The organism is Planococcus notacanthi (genome assembly GCF_030407825.1).
GTDB lineage: Bacteria > Bacillota > Bacilli > Bacillales_A > Planococcaceae > Planococcus > Planococcus notacanthi.
Genome location: NZ_JASDCQ010000001.1, coordinates 1,192,008 through 1,212,704 on the forward strand (window position 1 = coordinate 1,192,008; position 20,697 = coordinate 1,212,704).

Annotated in this window: 24 protein-coding genes and 2 riboswitches; of the genes, 2 read left to right on the forward strand and 22 right to left on the reverse strand. The window is 45.2% G+C overall.

The genetic code is table 11. From position 1 onward, the window contains the following. Window position 1: 1 nt before the first annotated feature. The 8 genes from gcvT to comGA all read right to left on the reverse strand — a co-directional run bounded on the left by gcvT (window position 2) and on the right by comGA (window position 5,732). Window positions 2-1,102 carry a glycine cleavage system aminomethyltransferase GcvT gene (gene gcvT / locus QMA01_RS05815; RefSeq protein ID WP_203339844.1) on the reverse strand — a complete coding sequence of 367 codons (1,101 nt, stop codon included), beginning with the start codon at window positions 1,100-1,102 and terminating at the stop codon, window positions 2-4. Between the two features lie 90 nt (window positions 1,103-1,192). Continuing rightward, window positions 1,193-1,269: riboswitch (glycine riboswitch) on the reverse strand. Between the two features lies 1 nt (window position 1,270). Continuing rightward, window positions 1,271-1,362, reverse strand: a riboswitch (glycine riboswitch). Window positions 1,363-1,504: 142 nt separating this feature from the next. After that, entirely contained in the window at window positions 1,505-2,017 is a 513-nt protein-coding gene (locus tag QMA01_RS05820; protein WP_191715855.1) for a shikimate kinase, read from the reverse strand. Between the two features lie 206 nt (window positions 2,018-2,223). After that, window positions 2,224-2,661 (reverse strand): competence type IV pilus minor pilin ComGF, encoded by a 438-nt coding sequence (comGF, locus tag QMA01_RS05825; RefSeq protein WP_290214515.1) that lies wholly within the window; start codon window positions 2,659-2,661, stop codon window positions 2,224-2,226. Continuing rightward, window positions 2,649-2,930: a hypothetical protein gene (locus QMA01_RS05830; protein WP_225218537.1), complete on the reverse strand. Its 282-nt coding sequence runs from the start codon at window positions 2,928-2,930 to the stop codon at window positions 2,649-2,651. Before QMA01_RS05830 ends, comGF begins: the two co-directional genes overlap by 13 nt. A 7-nt stretch (window positions 2,931-2,937) precedes the next feature. Beyond that, window positions 2,938-3,372 carry a competence type IV pilus minor pilin ComGD gene (comGD, locus tag QMA01_RS05835; RefSeq protein WP_340340195.1) on the reverse strand — a complete coding sequence of 145 codons (435 nt, stop codon included), beginning with the start codon at window positions 3,370-3,372 and terminating at the stop codon, window positions 2,938-2,940. Further along, on the reverse strand, window positions 3,363-3,680 hold the full coding sequence (gene comGC, locus QMA01_RS05840; protein ID WP_191715857.1) for a competence type IV pilus major pilin ComGC: 318 nt from the start codon (window positions 3,678-3,680) through the stop codon (window positions 3,363-3,365). The genes comGD and comGC overlap by 10 nt, the downstream gene beginning before the upstream one ends. Before the next feature lie 11 nt (window positions 3,681-3,691). Beyond that, window positions 3,692-4,735 (reverse strand): competence type IV pilus assembly protein ComGB, encoded by a 1,044-nt coding sequence (gene comGB / locus QMA01_RS05845; protein ID WP_290214516.1) that lies wholly within the window; start codon window positions 4,733-4,735, stop codon window positions 3,692-3,694. Continuing rightward, a complete protein-coding gene (gene comGA / locus QMA01_RS05850; protein ID WP_290214517.1) occupies window positions 4,704-5,732 on the reverse strand; it encodes a competence type IV pilus ATPase ComGA in 1,029 nt (342 codons plus the stop codon). The genes comGB and comGA overlap by 32 nt, the downstream gene beginning before the upstream one ends. A gap of 316 nt (window positions 5,733-6,048) precedes the next feature. On the opposite strand from comGA, the gene QMA01_RS05855 reads away from it, so the two are divergent. Further along, the gene (locus QMA01_RS05855; RefSeq protein ID WP_006830462.1) at window positions 6,049-6,291 is read left to right on the forward strand and encodes a DUF2626 domain-containing protein; all 243 of its coding nucleotides are present in this window, start codon (window positions 6,049-6,051) and stop codon (window positions 6,289-6,291) included. A gap of 71 nt (window positions 6,292-6,362) precedes the next feature. Here the strand turns inward: QMA01_RS05855 and QMA01_RS05860 are convergent, their stop codons facing one another. Further along, a complete protein-coding gene (locus tag QMA01_RS05860; protein WP_290185035.1) occupies window positions 6,363-7,001 on the reverse strand; it encodes an MBL fold metallo-hydrolase in 639 nt (212 codons plus the stop codon). 150 nt (window positions 7,002-7,151) lie between these two features. Here QMA01_RS05860 and QMA01_RS05865 point away from each other — a divergent pair, with 150 nt between their 5' ends. After that, window positions 7,152-7,334 carry a DUF2759 domain-containing protein gene (locus tag QMA01_RS05865; protein WP_191715861.1) on the forward strand — a complete coding sequence of 61 codons (183 nt, stop codon included), beginning with the start codon at window positions 7,152-7,154 and terminating at the stop codon, window positions 7,332-7,334. Between the two features lie 77 nt (window positions 7,335-7,411). On the opposite strand, the gene QMA01_RS05870 is transcribed toward QMA01_RS05865, so the two are convergent. The 13 genes from QMA01_RS05870 to QMA01_RS05930 form a co-directional block, all read right to left on the reverse strand. Continuing rightward, entirely contained in the window at window positions 7,412-9,316 is a 1,905-nt protein-coding gene (locus QMA01_RS05870; RefSeq protein WP_290214518.1) for an LTA synthase family protein, read from the reverse strand. Window positions 9,317-9,459: 143 nt separating this feature from the next. Continuing rightward, window positions 9,460-9,657 carry a YqgQ family protein gene (locus QMA01_RS05875; RefSeq protein WP_191715863.1) on the reverse strand — a complete coding sequence of 66 codons (198 nt, stop codon included), beginning with the start codon at window positions 9,655-9,657 and terminating at the stop codon, window positions 9,460-9,462. Further along, window positions 9,654-10,229: a 5-formyltetrahydrofolate cyclo-ligase gene (locus QMA01_RS05880; RefSeq protein WP_290214519.1), complete on the reverse strand. Its 576-nt coding sequence runs from the start codon at window positions 10,227-10,229 to the stop codon at window positions 9,654-9,656. Before QMA01_RS05880 ends, QMA01_RS05875 begins: the two co-directional genes overlap by 4 nt. Before the next feature lie 65 nt (window positions 10,230-10,294). Further along, complete coding sequence (gene rpmG, locus QMA01_RS05885; protein ID WP_006830468.1) at window positions 10,295-10,444, reverse strand: 50S ribosomal protein L33; 150 nt, start codon at window positions 10,442-10,444, stop codon at window positions 10,295-10,297. Window positions 10,445-10,660: 216 nt separating this feature from the next. After that, complete coding sequence (phoU, locus tag QMA01_RS05890) at window positions 10,661-11,320, reverse strand: phosphate signaling complex protein PhoU (RefSeq protein WP_290214520.1); 660 nt, start codon at window positions 11,318-11,320, stop codon at window positions 10,661-10,663. Window positions 11,321-11,338: 18 nt separating this feature from the next. Next, complete coding sequence (gene pstB, locus QMA01_RS05895; protein WP_422766031.1) at window positions 11,339-12,151, reverse strand: phosphate ABC transporter ATP-binding protein PstB; 813 nt, start codon at window positions 12,149-12,151, stop codon at window positions 11,339-11,341. 28 nt (window positions 12,152-12,179) lie between these two features. Then, window positions 12,180-13,058 (reverse strand): phosphate ABC transporter permease PstA, encoded by an 879-nt coding sequence (pstA, locus tag QMA01_RS05900; RefSeq protein WP_191715867.1) that lies wholly within the window; start codon window positions 13,056-13,058, stop codon window positions 12,180-12,182. A 1-nt stretch (window position 13,059) separates the two neighbouring features. After that, window positions 13,060-13,986 (reverse strand): phosphate ABC transporter permease subunit PstC, encoded by a 927-nt coding sequence (gene pstC, locus QMA01_RS05905; RefSeq protein WP_191715868.1) that lies wholly within the window; start codon window positions 13,984-13,986, stop codon window positions 13,060-13,062. Window positions 13,987-14,061: 75 nt separating this feature from the next. Beyond that, a complete protein-coding gene (locus QMA01_RS05910) occupies window positions 14,062-15,033 on the reverse strand; it encodes a PstS family phosphate ABC transporter substrate-binding protein (protein ID WP_290214521.1) in 972 nt (323 codons plus the stop codon). A gap of 167 nt (window positions 15,034-15,200) precedes the next feature. Next, entirely contained in the window at window positions 15,201-17,378 is a 2,178-nt protein-coding gene (locus tag QMA01_RS05915; RefSeq protein ID WP_290185046.1) for a peptidoglycan D,D-transpeptidase FtsI family protein, read from the reverse strand. Between the two features lie 112 nt (window positions 17,379-17,490). Then, window positions 17,491-18,099: a superoxide dismutase SodA gene (gene sodA, locus QMA01_RS05920; RefSeq protein WP_191715871.1), complete on the reverse strand. Its 609-nt coding sequence runs from the start codon at window positions 18,097-18,099 to the stop codon at window positions 17,491-17,493. Between the two features lie 146 nt (window positions 18,100-18,245). After that, the gene (locus QMA01_RS05925) at window positions 18,246-18,725 is read right to left on the reverse strand and encodes a DUF456 domain-containing protein (RefSeq protein WP_191715872.1); all 480 of its coding nucleotides are present in this window, start codon (window positions 18,723-18,725) and stop codon (window positions 18,246-18,248) included. A gap of 325 nt (window positions 18,726-19,050) precedes the next feature. Further along, complete coding sequence (locus QMA01_RS05930) at window positions 19,051-20,682, reverse strand: Na/Pi cotransporter family protein (protein ID WP_191715873.1); 1,632 nt, start codon at window positions 20,680-20,682, stop codon at window positions 19,051-19,053. Between the last annotated feature and the right edge of the window lie 15 nt (window positions 20,683-20,697).

Consider the following 20,697-nt stretch of genomic DNA (forward strand, 5'->3'; position numbering starts at 1 on the left):
ATTAGTTGGATCGTTTATAAAATGGCGTTTCTACTGTTTTCGCTTTTAACCGTTTGTTGCGAATTTCAACTTCCAATTCAATTCCGAGTTCAGCAAACTCACTTGAAACCAAGGCAAGGCCGATATTTTTTTTCAAAGTCGGCGATTGTGTGCCGGTCGTCACTTCTCCGATTTTACGGTCTTCTGCATATACCGCATAGCCATGACGCGGAATGCCTTTATCGATCATTTCAATGCCGACTGATTTGCGTGGAACACCTGCTTCTTTCTGTGCGGCTAATGCCTGTTTGCCGATAAAGTCCTGCTCTTTTTTCAATTTCACGACAAAATTGATGCCAGCTTCAAGTGGCGTTATGTCTTTCGACAATTCCTGGCCATATAAAGCAAGACCAGCCTCAAAGCGCAATGTATCACGCGCACCAAGACCTACTGGCACAACGCCATCCGATTTTCCTTCTGAAAGGATCTTGTCCCATAGAACAGTCAACGCTTCAGGAGCAGCATAAATCTCAAAACCATTTTCACCGGTATAACCAGTACGCGATAAAATCACCGTCTGACCAGCAACATCGACATCCTGTTTGAAACGGAAGGGCTTGATCGATGACAGGTCTTCATCTGTCAGCCGCTGAAGCACCACTTCTGCAAGAGGCCCCTGCAATGCCAAAAGACCGTACCGATCAGATGCGTTGTCTAATGTAACGTCGCCTTTTTTCGCCTGTTCCATCCATTCGAAATCTTTTTCGATATTAGATGCGTTGACGACCAAAAGATATTGTTGATCCGCCAATTTATAAACCAATAGATCGTCTACTGTACCGCCATCTTCATAGCACATCGCTGTATATTGTGCCTGGCCATCCTGGATTTTGGACACATCATTGGTAACCAGATGCTGGAGGTACGTTAAGCTATCAGGCCCGGTAACGAAGATTTCCCCCATATGGGATACATCAAAAAGTCCTGCTTTGGTTCTGACAGCTTCATGTTCTTCCTTGATGCTTGAAAATTGCACAGGCAGTTCCCAACCGCCAAAATCAATCGTTTTTCCACCATATTCCGAATACGTTTCAAATAAGGGTGTACGTTTTAACTGTGCCAATGATTTTCCTCCTCATTCTTCAACTTCCTTCGGCCGGCCAAACCTGACTGCAGACACGAAAAAAGGACAGAGATTTCCCTTTAAAGGGAAATCTCTGTCCTGGAACCTGAAAGTTTACCGTAATGGCTTTCCTCGTTGGTAGCTGACATGCAGCATTCTCCAGAGATGCGTCCTGTATGAGTCTTTTTGCCTGAGAGATTCATAACTTCTGTTATTTGCTCCTTCGGCGACGCCTTGGCGTTCTCTCCCCATACATTCATCCGCCCAAATCAATATTGATTGGTCCAATCCGTTATACAGAATAGTATAACTTTGAGTCAATCCTAACATTGATCCAAGGAAAGCGCAATCTTTTTTCCTTAAAAGGACTAAAGGCGAATGATTTGATTAATTAAAATCAAATCATTCGCCTTTTAGTCGATTTACTTGAAATGCAGCGTATTGTGTAATTTGCCGCAACGTCCGGAATTCGGTCCGGATAGTGATATGCGCAGTTTGTTTATACGCTTTGTAGCGAGATTTATGCAACGCTTCAATTTCCTCTCGCGTCGACTGGCGGACAATCGGCCTGTTTGGATCTCTATGGATCCGCCGCCAGATTTCCCGGAACGGCGCATCCAAAAACAGCACGAGCCCGGTATTTCTCATGATTTTCTGGTTTTCTTTTCGCATGGTCACGCCGCCGCCGGTGGAGATGATGCAATGATCCTGTTTAAAATTTCGCAAAAACTGCGTTTCCAATTGCCGGAAATATTCTTCGCCATGCTGCTCGAAAATCTCCGGAATCGTTTTCCCTACCTGCCGGACAATCTCTTTGTCCATGTCGTAGAAGGGCAGTTTCAGCAAAAAGCTTAGCCTTCTGCCGACTGCGCTTTTCCCGCAGCCCATGAATCCAATCAAATAAATTCTGTTCATCCTACCCACCCGATACTTACCTCTACTCAGGTATTTTATTTTGCTCTATTTCTATTAGTAGTTGTATCGTAGCATGTCTATGCATATTTTCCAAACCATCGTATGTTTTATATTGGACGGAATAAAGGACGAGCGTGTGGGATAACAGAACCAGAGCGGACATGAAAAAGACGATGGCAATCGGATAGATAGCACCTTTTTCATCCTTAAGGACGCGTAAAAACATACTCTGCCTCTTCCAAGGTGCCGGTGGAAAACTCTGCTTTGACCTTCAACTTGTCACCATTTAAAGAAAAGCTGCAATGGCGGATGCGCGTCAACATAACTTCATGGCCTTTTCTGTCTTTCTGTTTACGGATCATGTCCGTGTACATTTCAATATCATACTCCTCTCCCATCTGGATGATACGGACCCCGTTTCCTTCGTTGATGATTTCAAGCGAGTCGCTGCTGTTCAAATAACCCTGCAAATCGCTTGTGAACAATTGCCATTCGAGCCGGTGCGGATCCAAATCTCCTGTAAAACTGACAGCAAATCCATAAAACAGGACAATCAGCGGCAGCATCGTCATCAACACTAATAAGTCGAAAAGTGATGTCAGAAATGAAAACCCTCTTTCATCCAGCCGCTTTACTCGCTGCATAGCCGCTCCTGCTGACCTCTAAAATCCGCGTAATCGACACACAGGCTGTCTGCCATCTCCCAGCTGTAGACGATGCCGTTTACGCTGCGGCGGCCACGCAATGCCCCAGTCGAATGTATTTCCCTCGCTGCTTCATGGAGGGTTTCAAAAGCACTGACGCGTTCTTTTTTCACCTGCAGGCTTTGTTGGACACTGAGCATGGCCGGCAGCAGGCTGCCAAAAATGATAAACACCATGAACAGGCTTACCATGGTTTCAGCCCAGGACATTCCTCGTTCATTCAGAAAACACCACTCTCCCTCCTCCAAGATGGACAACCATTGTCTTTTCTCCGCTGCTTGTGCCAAAACGGAACGTTCCCGACTGGACCACTGACCCACTGGCATTGAATTTGATTTCCGTGAGATTGCTGGTCTTTTTCAAAGTGACGGAATCCGGAATTTTCCTGGTCTGGCCGGGTATGTGGGTGTCCATATAGATGTCATAAGATCTTTTGGTTTCCCGGAACGCGATTTTCACCACCTGCTTCAAGTCCAAACTCTGGCTTTGCGCATAATAAACATCCTGCTGCAGGATTTCAAAAAAACGCTGTTCTTCTTTCTTGACCGACATCGCCTGATAGCCAGGAATCGTTATGGCAATGATCGCCATCAACACCATCAAGACAAGCAACATTTCCAACAAGGTAAAGCCCTTCTCCTTTATGACGATTTAGTAGAGGTCACCACTCCGTCAACCGAAATATTCACGGCATCGCCATTCGGACACTCCGTCTCCCCAGTTTTCAGATAACCTTCCGTTACAAGATTCGCCAGTGTCGGAACCGCCTTCATGTCCATACGATAGGATTCCACTTGCCCTTGGACCATCTGGACATAAGCTTTACAGCCTTTTTCATCTACAGCAGAAGATTGTTTTGTGACATTTGGAATGGCTATAGCAATCAAGACTGTAATAATTAGCATAACAATGAGCATTTCAATTAACGTAAACCCTCTTTGATTTTTCAATAAGCGCATATTTTTCCTCCTTAAATGGTATGGACCAGGTTATACATCGGCATTAGGATGGCCAAGTAAGCACCCACAATGCAGATGGCGATCATGATAAAAAAACTCGGTTGGATAATGCGCAATATTCGCTGCGTCTGCTGTTCGATCTGTTCCATCAGCACTTCGCTATAGAGAAGCAATTCTTTCCCCAGATAGCCGGTCAATTCACCATGCTGCACAAATGCCGGCATGTCTTTGGAAACAAATGGAAAATGTTCCAGAGATGTTGAAAACGTCTGCCCCAGCATCAGCTCTTCATGGGACAGCCGTGTCATGAACTGGATGATTTTATGGTAATTCTGGCGTTGCAGAAGTTCGAGTGATTCCTGCATGGAAATTCCGCTATGCAACAATGTTCCAAGTTCACGAGCCAAAAGATGCGACCAATACAGTTTCATGAAGCTGCCGATCACGGGCACCGCCAGCAACCATTCGATTTGCCGCTCAATGGGCTGTCTTTTCAGCAATTGCCTGAAAACATAAACCGACAGAGCCGCCAGCGCAAAGATGGTAATAAAAAAATCTGGGAGGCTAAGCAAATAGGCCGGTACTCCGGATCCTTCTTCTCCTGATTGAAGCGAATCCATCATTTCTGTCAGATTCGGCACATAACTGGTGCGGAAAAACAAAAACAATACTGAAGTGAAAATCAACAGGGATACCGGGTAAATCAAAATATTCTTCAGCTTTTTCTGCACTTGTTCCGTCCTTGCAAAACTTTTGGCGATGCTGTCGATCGACTCAGCCAAGCGGCCGTGGTATTCCGCGATTTCAATCGGAAACAGCACATGGTCTTTAAAGCCTAGAAATTTTAGGATTTCAGCGGCATTTCCGCCTCCTTTTAAAATGCCGGTTATGCCTGCCAGTGTTTCCTCCAGCTTCGGCGTATGCATCGGCAGCAATAAGCTCAAAGCTGTCGGCAGCAGGTACCCTTCTTTCATGAGAACAGCCAGACGCGTCAAAAACTGTTCCCGATCACGTAGGCGGATTTTATCTGAGCGCAAAGGAAGCTTGAATTGCACCGATTTTCACCCCTTCCCTGATCTGGCCGTCAAATGTCAGTGAGTCTGGCAATGTGTAGTGTTTTTTCTGGCGGGCTGATGCTAATGCCTCTTCCAGCCTGGCGCCTTCTAAAATCTCATAGAGAGCACGATGGCACGATTCCGATTGGCCGGTATCCGAATACACCGGAATGATTTTTTGTGCCGAAACGGCGATCAGAGTTTGTGACATGTCTTCAAATGACACCCCTAAATCATGCAAACGGTGCAGGCAGCCGACCGAATGCCTGGCGTGAATGGTCGAAAAGACCAGATGGCCCGTCAAAGCAGCGCGCACGGCTATCTGCGCTGTCTCTGCATCACGTATCTCTCCGATCATGATGATGTCAGGATCGTGCCGCAAAATGGCCTTCAGCCCTGCAGCGTAGCTTAGGCCGGCTTTTTCATTGACTTGGATCTGCAGAATTGCCTGGTTTTTCCGTTCAACGGGATCTTCCAGCGTGATGATGTTTCGGTTCAATTTATCGGCGCAATGTTTCAGCAACGAATAAAGTGTGGTCGATTTGCCGCAGCCCGTTGGCCCGGTCAGTAAAATAAGTCCTTGTGAAGCTTCGGACAATTTTTCGAGTATGCGGGCAGAGTCACGGAAAGCCGCCAATTGTTCGAGGGATTGAGCAGCATCGTCCGGCATGATCCGAATGACAATGCTCTCTTTCGTCAAAACGGAAGGCAAAGTTGAAATGCGAAAGTAATAGGAAAGTTCGTCGATGGGAAGCTGGAATGAACCGGTTTGGGGTTTTCTTCTTTCACTCATATCTAAAAGGGATAGGTATTTGAAATAAGCGATCATGCGATCACCCAGATCAAAGGGGAGTTGTGTCACTTGCCGCAGGCTTTGGAACGAACGGTAAGTGACGGAATAGCAGGTTGGTTCGGGTTTGATGTGGATGTCCGTGGTCTTGTTTTTTGCCGCATCTTGCAGAAGATCAACGCAGCGGCGTTCAATAATCGATTGCATATCCACCTCCTGTTTCGGTTTAAACAAAGGCTGCCTCTCTGTTCCCACATAGTATAACCAGCTGGTTTTCAGAAAGGAATAGTTTTGGCCAAAATAAAATTTTGACCCCGGGATTCACGCCAAATCCGAGATTTGAAGCAGTCAGCCACGGCTTCTGAAATCGGATCCACAAATTTTTGTGAGAATCCTGACAATGATGAAAACAGCCGTACACGTGTTTGTCACAAAGAAAGACCAACTCGCTGTTTACACATTCACTGCCTATCCTATATAATGAATGAGAGATTATTGTGTTGTGGCAAAGGAGGGATTACCCATGAATAATATGTTCAAGTTAATGGGATGGTGGACTGGTATATTTGCAGTTCTCTTTTATGTAGGCGATATGGTTGAAGTATCTTTATTAATGGTCGCTAACACCGGATTTTTTGTTCTTCTTGGATTCTTAAATATTTCTGAACGCATGTATTTGTATATTTTTGGCGCCTATTTGACAGTATTTTTCGTAGGCTTCACTTATTACTCTACGTTCATCCACGTTCCTGGTGCTGGGCACTAATCAATACGAATTCAATGATAAAAGGTGCATCGGAGAAATCCGATGCACCTTTTATTTTTTAATTACATGCCTTACAATCCACGAAGAAACGGATTGCTCTTCATTTCCTGTTCGGGCGTCGTTTCCGGGCCGTGACCTGGATATAGAATCATATGCTCGGGAAGTGTCAGCAACGAGTCCTGGATGGACTGCAGCAGTTTTTTCTCAGAGCCGTCGATAAGATCTGTCCGTCCGATGCTTCCGCGGAAAAGTGTATCTCCAACTATGGCAAAGCCTTCTTTTCCAAAAGAGAAACTGACGCTTCCCGGGGAATGTCCAGGCGTATGGAAGATGTCCATCTGGAATGAGCCGATTTGCAGGTGTTTTTCATCAGTCAATAATACATCCGCGTCTTTGATACGGTAATCCGGCAACGCTCCGTATTTTCCAGATCCGTTCAAATTCGGCCGGCTTAGCCATTCCTTTTCCAGATGGTGGAGGTAGACCGGAATCGAATAATGTTCCCGTATATCATCCACTGCCCCGATATGGTCAAAATGGGCATGCGTAAGCAAAATGGCGATCGGTTTTAAGTTTTTCTTTTTAACCAGCGCCTGAATCTTTGCGCTTTCTTCTCCCGGATCGAAAATCAGGCATTCTTTCTGATCATCCGAGATGATGTAACAGTTGGTCTGGACAGGTCCCAGCTCCATTTGGTCGATTTTCAGCATTTTCTTCACCTCTGCCCGATTATACCATGATGCACCGGAAGGACTGTCAACATACTGACACTTTTTGTCCTCGACAAAACAGCGGAATATCTTTACAATATAAAGAGAACAAAGCGGCACTGGCTGTTTAAGTTGAAGGGAGTGTCATCGATGAGTTGGATGTTACTAGTTATTTTTGGCCTTATTGCAATTCTTGCAGCTGTCGGCACATTACAAACGCTTAAAAACAAAGAAATCCTCGGTTTTCTTTTTAACTTTGGGACGTTAGTAATTTTTGGCGGCTTCACTATTGCAACACTTATCACGCAAGGTTATCCACCAGCACTTCATTAATCAAGAAAAAGCCGATGCCGTCAAACGCTCGGCTTTTTTCATTCAAAAAAAAAGAGGGCGCAAAGCGCTCTCTCTTTTTATTGTTCCAGTTCGACGTCTGGAATCGTGGTCAACTGCCCGTCTTCTTCATCGTAGAAACGCAGCAAGTCGCCATTGATGATCGACTCGGAATACTCGATTTCGGTAAACGCCCGCTCAATATACGGTGCACACAGTTCCTGTTCAGCCGGTTCACCGGTTTCTTTGTCATAGCAGACATTTCCTGCGTAAACGACTTCATCTGTCACAAAGCGTCCATCGCGGAAGATGACAAATTCTTCATGCTCCTCAGAGAACAAGTCGCCGCCAAACTGAATATCTTTCGACGTGTCCATGCCCATCAAATTCATGATTGTCGGCCGCATGTCGATCTGGCCGCCGACTTCATCGTCAACATAGCCTTCCCCATATCCGGGAATGTGGACAAAGAAAGGTACTTTCTGCAATTCAGCAGATGTGAAATCCGTCACTTCTTCTCCCAAGTATTGGGTCATGGCTTCGTTATGGTTCTCGGAAATTCCGTAATGATCCCCATACATGACGATAATCGAATTTTCGTATAGGCCTTTTTCCTTCAACTCTTCAAACAGGACTTTGATTGACTCATCCAAATAACGCGATGTTTGGAAATAACGGTTCAAGGTTCCTGAATTGGAATCGTATTCATCGATCAATTTATCTTCTTCATCCAATGTAAACGGATGGTGGTTCGTCAATGTCAGCAAACGGCTGTAGAAAGGCTGTTGCATTTCAGTCATGTGTTCGACCGATTGTTCATGGAACGGAATATCTTTCATTCCCCAGTTGACCGCTTCACCTTCGCCAATTTCAAAGCTTTCGATATCATAAAATTTATCGATATTCATCGATTCGTACATAATATCACGATTCCAGAAGCTCTTCGTATTGGCATGCTGTACATTTGTTGAATAACCATTTTCACCGAGGCTTTCAGCCATGGAATTGAAGGTATTCCCGCTGTGCGTAAAGAAAACCGCACCGCCACTCAATGGATAAAGGGAGTTTTCAAGCAAGAACTCCGAATCCGAAGTTTTCCCCAATCCCGTCTGGTGGTAGAAATTCTCGAAATAAATCGTATCTTCATCTTCTGTCAGCGAATTCAAAAATGGCGTGATGGTCTGTCCATTCATTTCACTGTTGATGGTGAAGCTCTGCAGTGATTCCAATGTCACAACAATCAAGTTGCGCCCTTCGGCAATGCCTTTCATATCTTCTGAAGGATCGATTTGGTTGGCACGAACATAGTTATTGGCTTCCACCAATTCAGAGCCGTCCGCTAAAGCACGTTGGGCCTGAGATTTGGATTGGATGTAAATATCGTATAGATGATAATTGTACATCCCCAGGTTTTTCACCAGCATCTCCCGGTCGAAGCTGCGCGTCAGCAATTGAGGACGTTCAGCTTCAGCCAGCCCCAAGTTAAAGAACAGGACCGCTAGCGCCAAGACATAATAGGCTTTGCGCTGGACCGATGTAGAAGCAGCTATACCCGTTTTAGTTGAAATGAATTTGATCGCCAGCAAAATGATGGCCAAGTCTGCAAAATACAAGAGGTCCGTCCAAAAAATACTGGCAGCCGCACTTGATCCCAAATCGCCGAAGTTTTCAGTCTGAAACAATACCGGCAAGGTGATGAAATCATTGAAAAACCGGTAAAAGGCGACATTTCCATAAAGGACGATCGATGTAATAGCTGCTACAGCAATCAAATAACGATTTTTGGCTTTTTCACTTTTAAAGAACAGTGATATCCCATAGATAAACAACAGCATGCTCAAAGGATTGATAAATAAGATGAATTCCTGTAAAACATTGTCAATGGTGATCGAAAAACTGGTCTTATAAACAATATATGTTTTTAGCCATGTTGCGACAATGGCTATTGCCAGTATTGAATGCTTAGGCCATTCTTTTTTCAACATTCCCGCACAGCCTCCTTATTCGGTTGACTAAAAGTAGTTGAGATTACATCATAATAATACAGTATAAGAGATTTTTAATAGCATATGAAGTAATCACCCTTATTCTAGACGAATGAACTACGAATAAGTTTCGTTAAACGAATTTATTTCTTGTCATATTCCGATCTCTTCTGGCGAAGAATAAGCATGGCCGATGCGAATTCTTTAGCCGAAATAAACTGCATGCGATACAGTTCCTTGACTTCATCTTCCATTAGTTCAAGATCCGCTTTATAGTCAGCTGTATAGATGATCGTGCCGTAGCGCTTCAGTAACTGCATAACATCATATAAGTTTTTCATTTGTCCACCGCCCCCGTATCAATCAAACCGCTTTCGGTGTATATTCCCTGTACAGGCATATCGTGAACTTCCACTGGTATCGCATCCGCTATCTGGCAGTCGAAGGCTAAAGAGCGAGTCGCCCCTTTGTAAAAGGCCAAAAAACGGTCATAATAGCCTCCCCCAAAGCCAATTCGATAACCTTCCTTCGAAAAGACGACACCCGGTACGATTAACAGATCAATTTCTTCCGGTTTTATGTACACAGTTGCTGAAACAATCGGCTCCTGCAGCTTCATGTAAACAACTTCGAGCTGATCCAAACTGTCGATGATCCGGAAATCCATTTCCCTCGTAGCCGGATGGCATTTCGGGGCCGCCACTTTTTTGCCTGCTGCCCAGCATTTTTCCATTAAATCGAGTGTGTCCACTTCTGGATATGCAGAAATGGTCATGCCGATGGTTTCCGCTGCTAAAAATGCAGGATCCTCCAATAACCGGCTGATTATCGCCTCAGACTTTCTTCTATATTCTTTTTCTGTCATTTGATTGAGCAAAGCGAGTACTTTTTTTCGCTGTGAAATTTTTTCCATATCAGCACCATCTCCTCTACAAAGAAAAAAGCCAAAACCTCTGCAGGTTTTGGCAATCAATGTTATTACTTTGTTTCACGGTGTACTGTCATTTTCTTTTCACGTGAGCAATATTTTTTCATTTCAAGACGCTCAGGGTTGTTGCGCTTATTTTTAACAGTGCTGTAGTTACGTTCGCTACATTCTGTACAAGCTAAAGTGATGTTAACACGCATCGGTATCCCTCCTAATTCTTTCAAAGATCATTTATAAATAAGCGTGATCTATACGACTTAATTATTATAGCATATTTCAAAGCAAAGTCTACTGTAAAATCCCACTAAATTGAAGCTTTTAAATAAAAAAACTGCCAGGAGCTTTTTACTCCCGGCAACTGTTCTTACTGCAGAGGCCATTTAAAAGAACGCTAAGCCTGCAGATAATGCTTTCTCTTATTTATTCAAATCGTAATGCTGTCCGCGGACCAGGTAAAACAGTTGTTCCGCAATATTGGTGGCATGGTCAGCCGACCGTTCCATATAGCGGCTGATAAACGCCAATTGGGTGATTTGGCTGAGCTTCTCGGGTTTTTCTCCGCCTTCACGCATCAGCCTGCGAATCACATCACCATACAATTCATCTACTTGATCGTCGAGTTCGGCAATTTCTTTTGCTTTGACGATGTCTTCTTCGACAAATGCATCAATGACCTGGCGCAGCATGGCCACAGCCAACTTCTGCATCTGCTGGATATGCCCGATTTGAGGCAGCAACTCCTGCTTGCCGATGCGGATGGTCTCTTTCGCAATATTGACTGCATAATCCCCAACACGCTCCATATCCGAAGCCACTTTAATCGTCACAATCAAGCGCCTTAAATCGGTGGCAACTGGAGATTGCTTGGCAATCAATAAAATAACCCGGTCGTTGATGAACTCTTCCATCTGATTGATGTCTTTATCGTCTTCGATCACTTCAAGCGCTGCATCGACGTCTTGCGTCACCAATGCGTCCATGGATTTGCTCAAGGCATTGACCGCCATCGTACTCAAAACAATCAATTCTTCCTGCGCAGTCTTTAATTCAACATCGAATTTTTCACGTACCGACAAAATTTCCGCCTCCTGTCATTAACCGAATCTTCCTGAAATGTAATCTTCCGTCCGTTTGTCCGAAGGATTCGAAAAGATCGTGTCTGTATGGTCATACTCGACCACTTCCCCATTGAGGAAAAATGCGGTTTTGTCTGAAATCCGCGCGGCCTGCTGCATATTATGCGTCACAATAATGATGCTATAGTCTTTTTTCAGCTCCTGGACCAATTCCTCCACTTTCAAGGTTGAAATTGGGTCGAGCGCAGAGGTTGGTTCGTCCATCAAGATAACGTCAGGTTCGATTGCCAAGGCGCGCGCGATGCAAATCCGCTGTTGCTGCCCACCGGAGATGCTATAAGCATTTTCATTCAGCCGATCTTTCACTTCATCCCATATGGCAGCGCCGCGCAAGCTTTTTTCGATGATTTCATCAAGAATCTTCTTATTCTTGATGCCATGGATGCGCGGTCCATAAGCGATATTGTCATAGATTGATTTCGGGAATGGGTTCGGCTTTTGGAAAACCATCCCCACCCGCGTACGAAGTTCTTCCACCCCATAGTCGTGATTGAAGATATTTCGTCCGCGGTAGAGAATTTCACCGGATGTCTTCACTGAAGGCACCAACTCCACCATGCGGTTCAAGGTTTTGATATAGGTTGACTTGCCGCAACCGGAGGGTCCGATGATGGCTGTCACTTCATTTTCCATAATTTCCAGATCAATATTTTTAAGGGCATGGTTGTTGCCATACCAAAGATTGAGTTGTTTCGTTTCATAGACAGCCTTTTTCGAAGGCTGGGTCATTGTGTTCTCCATTGGTGGTTTCTTTGTAACGATGGTGGTCATTTGCAGAACCCCTTCCACATAATTTGCCTTAATAGCGTTTATCGAATTTGTTGCGGATGATGACAGCAATGGAATTCATGAACAGCAAGACGGCCATCAATACGATGATCCCCGCTGCTGCCACTGTCTGGAATTCCTGCTGCGGACGGCTGGACCAATCATAAATCTGCATTGGCAGCGCGGTAAATGTATCCATGACACCTGCTGGCAAAAACTGAATGATGACTGGAATGCCGATGACAATCAAAGGAGCTGTCTCACCGATTGCCCGCGACAGCGCCAAAATGCTGCCAGTCAAAATGCCCGGGATTGCGGCGGGCAAGATGATTTTGACGATGGTCTGCCATTTTGTTGCACCCATGCCGTAAGAGGCATCACGCAATTCACCCGGCACAGAACGGATTGCTTCCTGCGACGCCACGACGATCACCGGCAAGATCAATAGGCTCATGGTAAAACCGGCAGCTAATACACTGTTTCCGAGTGCCAGTGCACGGACGAAAATGGTCAGTCCCAGCAAACCGAAAACCACGGACGGAACTCCCGCCAGATTGGAGATGTTCATGCGGATAAACGTAGTGATGCGGTTTTGTTTTGCGTATTCCTCCAAATAGATGGCTGAACCGACACCAAGAATGATGGAAGTCGGCGCCACCACCAACATCAGCCACAAGGATCCGACGAGAGCCGCTTTAATGCCGGCTTTTTCGGGGAAGCGGGAAGCGAAGTTGGTCAAAAATTCGATCGATAAGTGCCCCGCCCCTTGCGTCACAATCCGGTAAAGCAGAATCACCAATGCCAATAAGGCGATCAGCGTCGCTGCCAGAAAGATGTATTTGAAGATGCTGTTGGCAATCAATCGGCCATTCATCCGTTTGACGACGGTCTGTTGTTCAATGTATCTCATATCAGTATTCCTCCCTGAAACGTTTCGAGACGTAGCCGGCAAGGATGTTCATCACCATCGTAAAGACAAACAGCGTGAATCCTACAGCGTAAATGGAATAGTAAATGGTCGTTCCGTATCCAGCGTCTCCTTTGGAAACCTGAACGATATAGGCGGTCATCGTTTGGATCGACCCGGTAAAATCCCCATCAAGCCTTGGGGTGGAACCTGCCGCAAGTGAAACGATCATGGTCTCACCGATTGCCCGGGATACCGCAAGAACCACCGATGCAATAATTCCTGAAAGCGCAGCTGGCACTGTGATTTTCCAGGCTACTTCAAATTTAGTCGAGCCCATCGCCAATGCCCCTTCACGGATGCTTTTCGGTACAGAAGACATGGCGTCTTCCGACAAGGACGCAATCATTGGGATGATCATGATGCCGACAACGATCCCCGGTGAAATGGCGTTGAAAATTTTGATTTCCGGGAATACTGCCTGCAGCACCGGCGTCACGAATGTCAATGCAAAGAATCCATAGACAATCGTCGGAACGCCAGCCAATACTTCAAGAACCGGTTTCAGGATACGCCGGACATTTTCACTGGCGTATTCACTCAAATAGATGGCAGCTGAAATGCCGATCGGCACTGCGACGATGACAGCAATCAACGTTACTTTCAAGGTACCGACGATTAATGGCAAAATGCCGAATTGGGCTTCTTTATTGGAAAATGGCAGCCAAGTGGTGCCAAAGATAAAATCAAAAAATGGAACACGGGTGAAAAATGTAACGGTCTCCACAATCAATGTCAAAACAATGCCGATGGATGTCAAAACCGAGACTGAAGCGATGAGAAATAAAATAATTGGAATGATTTTTTCGATCACTTTCTTGTTTTTCTTGCCGTTCGACTGCGCGATCATTTCCTGCACAGATGGTCGCATATAGAATCCCCTTTCAACCCCAAAAGGCGAGCAGTGGCTGCTCACCCTCAGACTAAACTACACTGGATCTTGTTCTTATTTCAATGCTTCTAAATCTGCTAAGCCTTTGTCGTAATCTTCCTGCGGCAAAGCTACATAACCGACTGCTTCTGCCATAGCTCCTGCATTTTCAAGTGTGTATTTCATGAAATCATAGGCTGCTTCGTTTTCGGTCAATGCTGCATTGTTCGCATAGGTGAACAATGGACGTGATAATGGGGAATATTCGCCTGATTCAATGGTGTCATTGTTCGGCTCCACTCCATCAATCGAAACAACTTTCAGTGTATCCTGATTCGCTACGTAATAGGCATAGCCGAAGAATCCGATAGCGTTTGGATCTGCCTGAATCCCTTGCACTAATGTGTTGTCGTCTTCAGAAAGTGTAGCTGAGCTGACAAGGTCTTCATCTTCAAGAATCACTTCGTTGAAGTAATCAAATGTTCCAGAGTCTGTTCCCGGTGCATAAAAGACCACTTCTTCATCCGGCCATTCCGGATTGATGTCCGACCATTTTTTTGAAGTGCCGTCTTCTATCCATAGTTTTTTCAAATCTTCCACGGTCAGATCTTCCACCCAGTCATTTTCCTGGCTGACCACCACTGATAATCCGTCGAATGCCAATTGGAATTCTGTGTATTCAACGCCAGCTTCTTCAAGGCTGGCAGCCTCTTCTTCTTTAATTGGACGCGAAGCGTTGGAGAAATCTGTTTCGCCTTGGATGAACTTCTCAAATCCGCCGCCAGTCCCTGATGTACCGACTGTCACTTGAACATCCGGCTGTGCTCCAGCGTATTCTTCCACAATACCTTCCATGATCGGTGCCACGGTAGAAGAGCCGTCACCTGACACAGTTCCTTCAACTACTGCTTCTTCTCCAGCTGTATCCGATGTCGTTTGCTCTGTTTCTGTGCCAGAACCGGTATTTTCTTCCGTACTGCCGCACGCACCAAGAATTAAAGCCGAACCAAGAATAGTTGATGCCATAGCGAATTTCCAGTTTCTCATTTTTCTGTTTCCCCCTACAGGTTAGTGTTTGTTTACATTCTCTACTATAAAGACTGATTGTTGAGAACATATAAAGGCTGTGTTAAGAAATTGTAAATTGAAATTCCGCCAAATTAATAAAGCCCCCAGGAAAGTTCTCATACTGAGACGTTCCTGGGGGCTTGCGGTTATTCGCCTTCCACTTCAACTGAAGCGCTGTACGGCGGTTTTATTGAATTGGATGCTGCCTGCGCTTCTTTATTTTTCAATTTAAAGTACTTATCCGCTGCAGCCCGGGCAATTTCATTATTCGCCTTCGGGACGTTTTTCGGATCGGTTGTCACATATGGAATCACGACGGCATAAGCGATTTCCGGATTGTCGAAAGGAGCGTAACCGACATGTGCAATATTGATTGCATATTGGCCGTTCATTTCGTGGTCTTTTTCGTAGAAATAAACTTCTGCGGTTCCGGTTTTCCCGGCGGCAGTATAAGGTGCATCACTGAATTGCGCACGCGCTGATCCTGAGCTGCCAACGTACACATTGCGCATCCCTTTTTGCACCTGTTCAATTTCTTCCTGCGAATTGTTGATGCGGTTAAGGATTTTAGGTTCAATAATGGTTTCGATCGGGCCGAGTGATTCTCCGTCCCGGGTTGCTTCACGAATTTCCTTGACGACATGAGGCTCCATGCGGTATCCATCATTGGCAATTGTCGAAATGTATTGAGCCAATTGAAGAGGGGTGTAGGTATCAAACTGCCCGATTGCCAAATCGAGCAGTTTGGCGCCTGGAGAGGTTCCTCCCATATAACCGGTGGCTTCGTTCGGCAAGTCGATGCCGGTTTTGACGCCCAGACCAAATTGCGCGAATGAATTCCGCATGGTCGCAAAACTCTCTGGCGGCACGTAAAGGCCACGGTTATACTGGTATTCCGCTCCTGCAATCTTCATGGCAATTTTAAACATGTAAACGTTGGAAGAACGTTCGATGGCCATCAAATCCGTCATTGGAATACGGTTGAATAATCGTGTATTGAAAACGGAATTCTTTTGAGCTGTACCGGCGAATTTCAATGGCTCATCAATTTGAACTTCATTCAATTCGACAGCATCCTGCGAATACCCGGTCAACAGCGTAGCTCCTTTAACAGTCGAGCCCATTTCATGGGAAGCTGTAAAACTGCCGAACGCATAATCATTGATGATTTGTTTGCCATTTTCATCTTTGCCCAGGCGTTTGCCTACCATGGAAAGCACTTCACCCGTCTGTGGATTCATCATGACGAGGTATGCGTCTTTGACCAGTTTAGAACTTGGGCCGGCCTTCAACTGCAACAACTTGTCCTCCACAATTTTTTCCAGTTCACTTTGCAATTCGCTGTCAATGGACAGAACCAGGTCTTTCCCTGCTTTGCCTTCATCTACAGGTATGGTTTCGATGACGCTGCCTCTGCCATCCGTAACATTTTTGACAACCGACTTTTGGCCTTGCAGCACGTCTTCATACTGCTGCTCCAGAAAACTGGTCCCGACGCGGTCATTGCGTGAATAATCGCGTGCCAGGTAATATTCAAGTTTATTGGCGGGGATTCCAGTTTCAGGAGTGGTCGTGCTGCCAAGTATGGTTAAATCACTCGATTTGACACGTTTCCAATCGGTTACCGTGTTGACGCCTTTGAGTTTCGGATCCGTCAACCGTTCAGAAACTCGGGCGAACTCTTCATCCGAGACGTCTTCATTTTTGATCATCTGCGGGGCCAGTGCGTAGCCTGAAGTCATCTCCCGGTATATGGCGAGAACTTCCAAGTCTTCAGCGCTTAGAGTAGCCAATTCTTCGTCCGTGATCTTTTCTCTGACTAATGCATCAAGCTTGCGTTGCTTTTCCTTTTCCGGAATGTCTTCAGCGGCGATGGCCGCTTTTTCTTCATCCGTGACTTTTTTGTTGGCACTTTCTGTGTTCATTTGTATATAAAAATCCTGTTTATCACGGAGTGTCACTTTGTCATCGTCTTTTTCGATCAATTTAGCCAATTCTTTAGCCACTGTCAGCATTTCTTCTCTTTTGGTCGTTTGCATCGCTGTATAGGTAATGGCATTGACCGGTGTATTGTTGACTTGGATCCGGCCTTCGCTATCAAAGATGCGCCCTCTCGGCACGCTGGTATTGACAGGAACTTCTTCAGTCCTGGCGATGGCGCGCGCGTAGTCTTCTCCTTTAACGATCTGGAGAAAACCCAAGCGAAGGATCAATACGGAAAACAAGAGGAAGATAGTGAAAAAGAGGATATTCATCCGAAAGACGGTATTGGACTGCAATTTCACTCTTGCAAGCGAAATGCGTCTTTTTTGAGGCGGTTTCATGAGGCGGTTTCTCCTTTCGCAAAAATATCCACTTATCAGTATAGCACCACATAAAAAAAAGCACACACTTTTTCAGACGAAAAAGTGTGTGCAAAGTTTCAATTCGTGACAATTATTTCGAAGTTTCGTAACGGTTTGAAACTTCTTCCCAGTTTACAACGTTCCAGAAAGCGTTGATGTAATCCGGACGTTTGTTTTGGTATTTCAAGTAGTAAGCGTGCTCCCAAACATCAAGGCCAAGTAATGGAGTTTTGCCTTCCATCAATGGTGAATCTTGGTTAGGAGTTGAAGTGATTTCTAATTCGCCGTTAGAAAGAACTAGCCAAGCCCATCCAGAACCAAAACGGGTTTTACCGGCTGCAGCGAATTTTTCTTTGAATTCGTCAAAGCTTCCGAACTTGCTGTTGATTGCTTCTCCAAGAGCGCCTGTTGGGTTGCCGCCGCCATTTGGAGACAATAGTTTCCAGAATAATGAGTGGTTGGCATGCCCTCCGCCGTTGTTGCGGACTGCAGTGCGGATTTCTTCAGGTACTGCGTTCAAATCAGAAATCAATTCTTCCACAGATTTTGAAGCAAGATCTTCGTGGCCTTCTAAAGCCGCATTTACGTTAGTTACGTATGTGTTGTGGTGTTTTGTGTGGTGAATGTTCATTGTTTCTTTGTCGATGTGCGGTTCAAGTGCGTCGTACGCGTAAGGTAATTCCGGTAATTCATATGCCATGATAAAATTCCTCCTTGAGTCTATTGGTCTACTCTCTTAGCCTATCAAAATTATCTGGCCTATACAAACATAATGCACGCCAAATCCTTTTATTCAGACCTTTGACTGAATTCACCTGATTTAGCAGGCTGTGGAACCAGTCCGTCTCAAATAGTGAAAAGGAAGATAGCGACCATGACAATCTGAATGATTCCTTTTGTGAAAACCGACGTGATAAATCCGACAACCGAACCGATTCCGGAATAGAAGGACTTCTTCAACGAAGATTTATTGAACAAAAGCTCGGCGATAATGGCACCAACGAATGGGCCAATCAAAATACCAATAATCGGAATGATAAAAGGACCGATGATCAAGCCGATTGTACTTCCCCACAAACCGGCTCTCGAGCCGCCGAACTTTTTGACACCGAACGCATTGGCGATGGCATCCGCTCCGAACAGCAGAATGACGAACAGGCTTTGAATCGCCCAGAACCACCATGGCAAATCACCAAAGCTGAAAAACAGCCCGTACATGACAAAACCTCCAAAAATAAACAGAACCGCCGGTATAATCGGATAAACCAGACCGATGAAACCAATCACGAAACAAAGCAGAATGACAATCCAGCCGATGATTTCCATCTGTATTCCTCCCTATATAAAAAGCTCTCTTCCATCGTGCCCTACATTTTTTAAAATGTAAAGCAGGATGAAAAAGAGCTTTTCCGTGGTTAAAACCAGTTATTCTGTTCAAAACTTAGTACGGGCGCTTCCGCATTTCTTTTGTCCAGCAACAGCGCCTAGAACCTCGGGGTCTTAAGTCCGCTTGCCTGTGCGGCACAAAACGCCGCTTCGGCAAACTGCCTTAAGCCTGTCGGAGGTCCGCAGGATGCGGATCATGCAAGCGTTGCGACAGGAAGGCGCGTTTTTAGCTTGCGTTCCTTTAGTCAGGCGCTTCCGCTTTTCTTTATGCACGGTTGCCTAAAATCGCTTCTGCAAGGTTTACAGCGTGGTCACCGATACGTTCCAGGTTGCTGACGATATCGACAAACACGATTCCAGCTTGCGCTGTACATTTTCCTTCATTCAGACGCAAAATATGTTTTTTACGGAATTTGCGTTCCATTTTATCAATCAGGTCTTCCTGTTCTGCTACTTCACGAGCCAATTCATGGCTTGTTGTGTTTAAAGCAGAAAGTGCTTTTTGAACCGTTGCGATCGTCAAAGTGAACATTTCATCCAGATCTTCTACCGCATCCGCTGTGATGTTGACACGGTTATTGATTTGGTAGTCGACCAATTCGATAATGTTTTCAAAATGATCACCGATACGTTCGATGTCGCGTACTGTCTCCATCAACATTGTGTGGCGCGTGGAATCAGCCGCAGAAAGAGATTCCGCTGAAATCATGACCAAGTAATCGGTGATTTTCGAATCCAGGTTATTGATGGCATCTTCCAATTGATAACCGGTTTCAGCGTGTTTCTTGCTTTGCGTTTTTAAGTATTGATACGTTTCCTGAAGCCCTTGAACGGAGAATTCACCCATTCGAAGCACTTCTTCTTTCGCCTGTCCAAGCGCGATCGATGGAGATTGTTCAATAAAGTGGATATCCAAATGTTTCGGTTTAAACTCAATTGTTACATCTTCACCTGGGATTGCTCTAGTTACCAGATAAGCCCATGCTCCGATTAACGGGAATTGGATGATCGTATTGGCAACGTTGAACGTTCCGTGGGCAAAAGCAATTTGCATTTTCGGTTCTAAATTCAAGATTCCAGAGATCCATTCAACATATGCGGTAAACGGCATCAGCAGAATCAAGAAGATAACACTTCCCAGCACGTTGAACAAGACATGGACAGCTGCTGCACGGCGGGCTGCAATAGAAGCACCTAGTGCTGCAAGGACTGCGGTTATGGTTGTTCCGATGTTGTCACCGAACAACACTGGCAATGAAGCTGCAAGACTCAGCACGTCTTCGGAATAAAGACCCTGCAATATAGCAACCGTAGCACTCGAGCTTTGGACAATTAAAGTGAAGACTGTCCCGACCACTACGCCAAGAATCGGCATTTCGCTTAGACTGATGGTCATATCGATGAAAGCTTGCGATTCACGCAAAGGTTTCATGCCATCGCTCATCAATTCAAGACCATAGAAGAGACCGCCAAAACCGAATACAACTTCACCTATATTTTGAATTTTATTCTTTTTAAAGAAGAAAATCAAAACTGCGCCTAATGCCAAAATTGGCAATGAATAAGCGCCTACATCCAGACCGATAATGAAGGCGGTGACGGTTGTCCCGATATTGGCTCCCATAATTACGCCAATCGCCTGTTTCAAAGTCATAAATCCGGCACTGACCAATCCTACAACGATTACGGTGGTACCAGAACTAGATTGGATCAATATCGTAACCGCAATCCCTACCAGAACACCCATGAACGGGTTAGTGGTAAAGCGATCCAATATTCCCCGTAATCTATCTCCTGCCGCTTTTTGCAGGGCGTCACCCATAAATTTAATGGAGAATAGAAATAATCCAAGTCCTCCAAAAAATGTAAAGAGCATTTCTTGCCAGTTCGTCTCCACGATTTCCGATCAACT